The 5545-nt window shown below is 69.3% G+C and carries 3 protein-coding genes and 1 pseudogene; 1 reads left to right on the forward strand and 3 read right to left on the reverse strand.

The genetic code is table 11. From position 1 onward, the window contains the following. Window positions 1-187 precede the first annotated feature (187 nt). Window positions 188-2002: a glycoside hydrolase family 3 protein gene (locus tag ACFFNX_RS40590; RefSeq protein WP_378211502.1), complete on the reverse strand. Its 1815-nt coding sequence runs from the start codon at window positions 2000-2002 to the stop codon at window positions 188-190. 109 nt (window positions 2003-2111) lie between these two features. After that, window positions 2112-3323 (reverse strand): glycoside hydrolase family 3 protein, encoded by a 1212-nt coding sequence (locus ACFFNX_RS40595; protein WP_378211503.1) that lies wholly within the window; start codon window positions 3321-3323, stop codon window positions 2112-2114. 520 nt (window positions 3324-3843) lie between these two features. Between ACFFNX_RS40595 and ACFFNX_RS40600 the strand changes: the two are divergent. Beyond that, window positions 3844-3957 (forward strand): annotated as a pseudogene (locus ACFFNX_RS40600) (transposase); the annotation flags it as partial. A gap of 643 nt (window positions 3958-4600) precedes the next feature. On the opposite strand, the gene ACFFNX_RS40605 reads toward ACFFNX_RS40600, so the two are convergent. After that, window positions 4601-5545: putative PEP-binding protein (locus ACFFNX_RS40605; protein WP_378211504.1), on the reverse strand; the 945-nt coding region annotated here is incomplete at its 5' end.

Below are 5545 nucleotides of genomic sequence, written 5' to 3' on the forward strand. Positions count from 1 at the left end.
CCGCCGGGTCCCTGCTGGAGAGCGGGCCGGTGGCCGACGGGGTGCGCGAGGGCCTGGTGAGCCGCTTCGGTGTCGCGCCCGCTCCGGCGGGTGACGGCGCGATGGGCGCCGCGCGCCTCGCCGCCCACCGCGTCAAGGGCTAGGGACGGGCGCGGGACGACGGTTCCGCCGTCCCGCGGCCGTTCGATCACTTCTGGAACGTCAGCCCGTACCCGTACGGGTAGAGCGTCTGGTCGGGATGGCCGGCCACCGGGATCATGACCGGCAGCTTGCCCTTCGGGTTGATCTCACCGAACAGCACCTTCGTGAGCGACTCCAGCGACGCGGGCGTGTAGCCGTACGTCACCAGGTAGTTCTTGACCTCGGGGAAGTACCCGATGTCGTACGCGTCGCGCACCGACGCCACGATCACCGGCTTGCCCGTGGCCACCAGTGCCTTGACGAGGTCCTGCTGCGCCGTGCTGTTCCACGCCGCGTTCGTGGTGACGACCGTGACGTCGTTGTTCTTGGCCTGGGCCACCGCCTGGTCGATCGTCGCCTGTGACGGGCTGGTGCCCGTCTGCAGCACGGAGGTGACCGGCCCGCGCTTGTGGATGTCGTCCGCGAGCGTCTGGGTGGTCGCGACGCCGTAGCCGGTGACGAAGACCTTCTTGCCGTCCTTCTTCAGCGGCAGGGCCTCATTCTTGACCAGCGTCGTCGTCTGGTCGGTGATCTGCTGCTCGGTCGCGAGGTGCGACGGCGTGCCGACCCGCTTGGCGACCTTGCTCTCGTCCACGTACGGGTGCTGGAACAGACCGTGGTCGAGCTTCTGCTTGAGAATCCGGTACACGGACTGGTCGATGCGCGATTCGCTGATCTCGCCGCTCTTGACCGCGTTGATCAGAGAGTCGCGCTGGAGGGTGTACAGCCCCTTGCCGTTGTCGTCCGCCGGCGGCTTCTCCAACTGGTCCACGCCGGCCTTGACCGCCAGCACGGGGATCCGGTCGTCACCGTACTTGGCCCGGAGTCCGGCCATGCCGAGAGCGTCGGTGACGACGACGCCCTTGTAGTGCAGCTGGTCGCGGAGGATCCCGGTGAGGATCGGCTTGGACAGCGTCGCCGGGTCGCCGGAGGGGTCCAGCGCCGGGACGATGATGTGCGCCGTCATGATCGAGTCGACGCCGTGCGCGATGTCGGCCTTGAACGGCGGGAGGTCGAGCTTCTCCCACTGCTCCTTGGTGTGGTTGATGATCGGCACACCGGTGTGGCTGTCGGTGTCGGTGTCACCGTGGCCGGGGAAGTGCTTGGCCGTGGCGATGACGCCCGCGGCCTGGTAGCCGTCGACCTCCGCGGAGGCGATCTGGGCCACCAGCGACGGGTCGGACCCCGGAGAACGCACACCGATCACCGGGTTGGCCGGGTTGACGTTCACGTCGGAGTCGGGAGCGTAGTCCTGCGTGATCCCGATCGCCTTGAGCTCTTCGCCGGTGATCTTCGACGTGGTGAACGCGTTCTTCGTCGAACGGGCCGCGCCGAGTGCCTGGGCGCCGGGGAACTGCGTGAACGGCGCGGGGACCCGCGTGACGATGGAGCCCTGCTCCTGGTCCGTGGTGATGGTCTCCGGAATCGGCACCCGCGTGTGCATGGCCGCCCGCTGGATCCCGTTGGAGAGGTGGGCGACCTGCTGTGGGCTGACGAGGTTGGGCGGGTCGACGTAGTAGTAGATGATCCCGCCGGGGTGATACTTGGCGATCAGCTGCTGGGCGTTGTCGACGCCCCACAGCTTCTGGTTGGCCGCGACGTCCGTGGGGTCGGTCGTGTCCGCGCTCGTGCCGTAGACCTGGAGCACGAACAGCTGGGCGACCTTCTCCTCGAGCGTCATCTTGTTGAGAATCTTCAGGACACGCTGGTCCTTGCCGGGCTTGTGCCTGGCCTGTGCCGCGTTCGCGGTACCTGAGCCGATACCGGCCACGGCCACCACTGACGCCGCACCTATGGCTATGAGCCGTCGGCGACGGGACATCGGTAACTCCTTCCGCCCCCGAGATGCGCGAAAGAAAATGACTGGCCATGGCCAGCGAGCTGAAACTTAGTCACGCGCAGGGAAGAACGTCAACGGCCAGGATTGGACATCAGCCGCCAGAACGGACGTCGGCGGCCACCTTGCGGGCCGCCTCCCGATGCTCCTTCGATCCGATGACGTGCGATGCCTTCGCCGCGTCGACGTACGGCGAGCGGAACATCCCTCGTTCGTACTTCATGTGGAGGATGTGGGTGACCGCGTCGTCGAGACGGCTCTGGGAGATCCGGCCGGACTTCACGGCCGCGAGCACCGCGTTGTAGGCGCGCCCGAGATCCCGCGGCATGAGCAGCATGTCGGCCCCGGCCACGACCGCGCGTACCGCCGCCTCCTTGGGCCCGAACTTGATCGTCGCGCCGGCCATCTGGAGGGAGTCGGTGATGATCACGCCCTGGTAGCCGAGCGTGCCACGGAGCAGCCCGGTCAGCACGGTCTTGGACATCGTGGCCGGCAGCCGGGACTTGTCCAGGCCCGGCACGACGATGTGCGCGGTCATGATGACGTCGGCGTGGTGCTCGACCGCGGCCTTGAAAGGCGGCGCGTCCACGCGCTCCCACTTCGCCTTGCTGTGGTTGATGATCGGCAGGCCGGTGTGGCTGTCGGTCGCGGTGTCGCCGTGACCGGGGAAGTGCTTGGCCACGACCGCCACGCCGGTGGCGCGGTAGGCGTCGATGGCGACGCCGACGAGATGGGCGACCTTCTCGGGGTCCGCGCCGAACGACCGGACGCCGATCACCGGGTTGTTCGGGTTGATGTTGACGTCGGCGTCGGGGGCGTTGTCCTGGTTGATGCCGACCGCGCGCAGTTCTTCGCCGGTGACCCGGGCGGCGGTACGGACGTCGTCGTCGGGATGCCGACCGGACGCGAGCGTCTTGTTGGCGGGGAAGCGGGTGATGTAGGGCAGCCGCGAGACGGGGCCCTGCTCCTCGTCGGTGCTGATGACGAGCGGCACGCCGCCGTGCTTCATCGCGGCCTTCTGCAGCCCGTTGGACAGCTCCGCGGTCTGACGCGGGGTGCGCAGGTTGACCGGGAAGTAGATCACGCCGCCGAGGTGGTAGCGCTCGACCAGCGCGGCGGCCTGAGCGGGCGTGGAACCGGGAATGGTCGGCATGAACAACTGCCCGACCTTCTCGCGCACGCTCATCTTCTTGACGAGGGCGACCTCGGGAGCGGGCGTCGGCGATGCCGAGGCCGGAGCGGAGCTGCTCCGGGCGGGACTGGTCGCCGACCGGGCACCGGACTCCTGGCATGCGGAAACGGCCATCGCACCAGCGGCGATAGCGATCACAAACCTCCAGCCGAACGTCCGTCGCACCCGCATGACGCTAATGAGTCCCGCGAAGGAGAGCAAACTCTCCGCGCCGACCGGCCATGACTCGGGTGAGTAAAGAGAACCACCGACCGTCATCTGCCCAGTGGGGAGCCCGCGCGAAGAGAGCCGCGGGGGCTGAAAGTTATCCACAACGACCCTATGGACCTCCCCCGCCCCGCCCGCAGCACTGGACAATGGAAGTGGGGTCGGCCCGGGACTGTCCGAACGACGCGATCCGCGTCAAGGTCCGGGCGCCGTGGGCATCAACTGCCACGCCGAACGCGACGTCTTGGGCTTGTGGGTGGGCACCGGCGGCGAAGGCGCCAAGCGCTGGAACTGCGGTATGCCGCCAAAGGCCACTGAAGCCAGATCACCAAGCATCTGCGCGAGATCTACACCGCTTCGACCCTCGATGCCGCCGAGACACGGTTCACCGGCTTCGAGGCGGCCTGAGGGCAGCTGTATCCGACTATGGCGTCCGGCCTGGGAGCAGTTCACCCCGTTTCTGGCGTTCCCGCCGCAGATCCGCAAGGTCATTTACACCACCAACGCCATCGAGTCGCTGAACGCCCGGTTCCGTCAGGTGCGTTACCTGGTCATTCACAGCCCGGTCGGGCGTTGCTGGTCAGTGGTGATTCGAGGAGTTGTCGGGGTTGGGGCGCGGTGCACGGCGGCGGTGTCGGTGCGGCCGGTTTGGCGTAGGGCGCTGATGCTGAGGTTGCGCAGGGTTACCCATGGCACGGGTGGTGCAAGCGGGAGGTACGTCGTGGATCCGATGCAGTTGTTTCTCGATTTTTGCCAGTGGCCGCGTAGGTGGACGGGGCCTGCGGCATCCTGACGATGCCGTAGGCGGTTTCGCTTTGGCGGGTGCCGGTGGCGCTGTCGCTGTGGGTGAAAGTAAATGCACCCCGCCGCCCCCGGGGCGGGCGAAGGTGCCATGTACCGACAGACCATCGACGGCGATCGCTGGCCGCAACCTGGTCGTGGGTCGTACATGCCGTCCGATCCATACGCTGATCACCTCATCGGACGCATCGCGGCGGCGTTGGTCGAGCATGTGGGCCGCGAACCCCGGTGCCTACCGCGGGCAGGGGCAGGTGGGGCACCGTCGGCAACACCACCCGCCGCCTGGCCGAAGCCGAAGCCGACGCGGAGTGCACGCGGCGGCTCCTCAGCCCTCTGGAACAGGCGCGACCTGGCTCGCCGGAGGCCTGCTCGGCTTGTGCGGGCTACAGGCCGAGGGTGGTCAGGCCCGGGAGGGCCTCGCGGGCGGCGCTGCGGGCCGTCGTGGCGTCGTGGGAGGCGCTCGCGGCGTTGGCGGCCTGGCGGCACTGGTCGAGGGTGTGGGCCGCGAGGGCCGCGCGTACGGCGGGCAGTGCCGGTGGGCTCATCGACAAGGAGGTGACGCCCAGGCCGACCAGTACGCAGGCCAGCGCCGGGTCGCCGGCCGCCTCGCCGCACACCCCGCAGGCCTTGCCGCTCGCTCCCTCGGCGGTGAGTGCGACCAGGTCGAGCAGCGCCGGCTGCCAAGGGTCCTGGAACCGGCTGAGGGCGCCCACCTGCCGGTCGGCCGCGAAGGCGTACTGGGCCAGGTCGTTCGTGCCGATGCTGAAGAAGTCGGCCTCGGCGGCCAGGTCTCGGGCCCGCAGCGCCGCCGCGGGGATCTCGATCATGACTCCCGCGCGGGTGATGCCGGCCGTCCGGCACGCCTCGGTGAAAGCCCGTGCCTCCGCGGCGTCCGCCACCATCGGCGCCATGACCAGCAGTTCGACCGGCAGCCCGTGAGCGGCGCGGGCCAGGGCGGTCAGCTGGCCCGCCAGCACCTCCGGATGCCGCCGCAGCATGCGCAGGCCGCGTTCGCCGAGGGCCGGGTTGGGCTCCTCCCCCGTGGCCGGCAGGAAGCCGAGCGGCTTGTCCGCGCCCGCGTCCAGGGCGCGCACCACCACGTACGGGAACGCTTCCAGGACCGCGCGGTACGCGGCCTCCTGCTCGTCCTCGCCGGGCGGCGTCGTACGGTCCAGGAAGAGGAACTCGGTGCGGAACAGGCCCACGCCCTCCGCTCCGTGTTCCAGCGCCGCCGCGACGTCCTGTGGGCCGCCGATGTTGGCCAGCAGCGGCACGGCGTGCCCGTCGGCGGTCGTGCCCGGGCCGGTCGCCGCGAGCGCCGCCGAGCG

The sequence above is a fragment of the Actinoallomurus acaciae genome (genome assembly GCF_042429965.1).
Lineage (GTDB): Bacteria > Actinomycetota > Actinomycetes > Streptosporangiales > Streptosporangiaceae > Actinoallomurus > Actinoallomurus acaciae.

Bases quoted from the DNA above. Each gene is read 5' to 3' on its own strand.
- ACFFNX_RS40595 (WP_378211503.1), bottom strand. From the start codon at position 3,323: ATGGCCGTTTCCGCATGCCAGGAGTCCGGTGCCCGGTCGGCGACCAGT.
- ACFFNX_RS40590 (WP_378211502.1), bottom strand. From the start codon at position 2,002: ATGTCCCGTCGCCGACGGCTCATAGCCATAGGTGCGGCGTCAGTGGTG.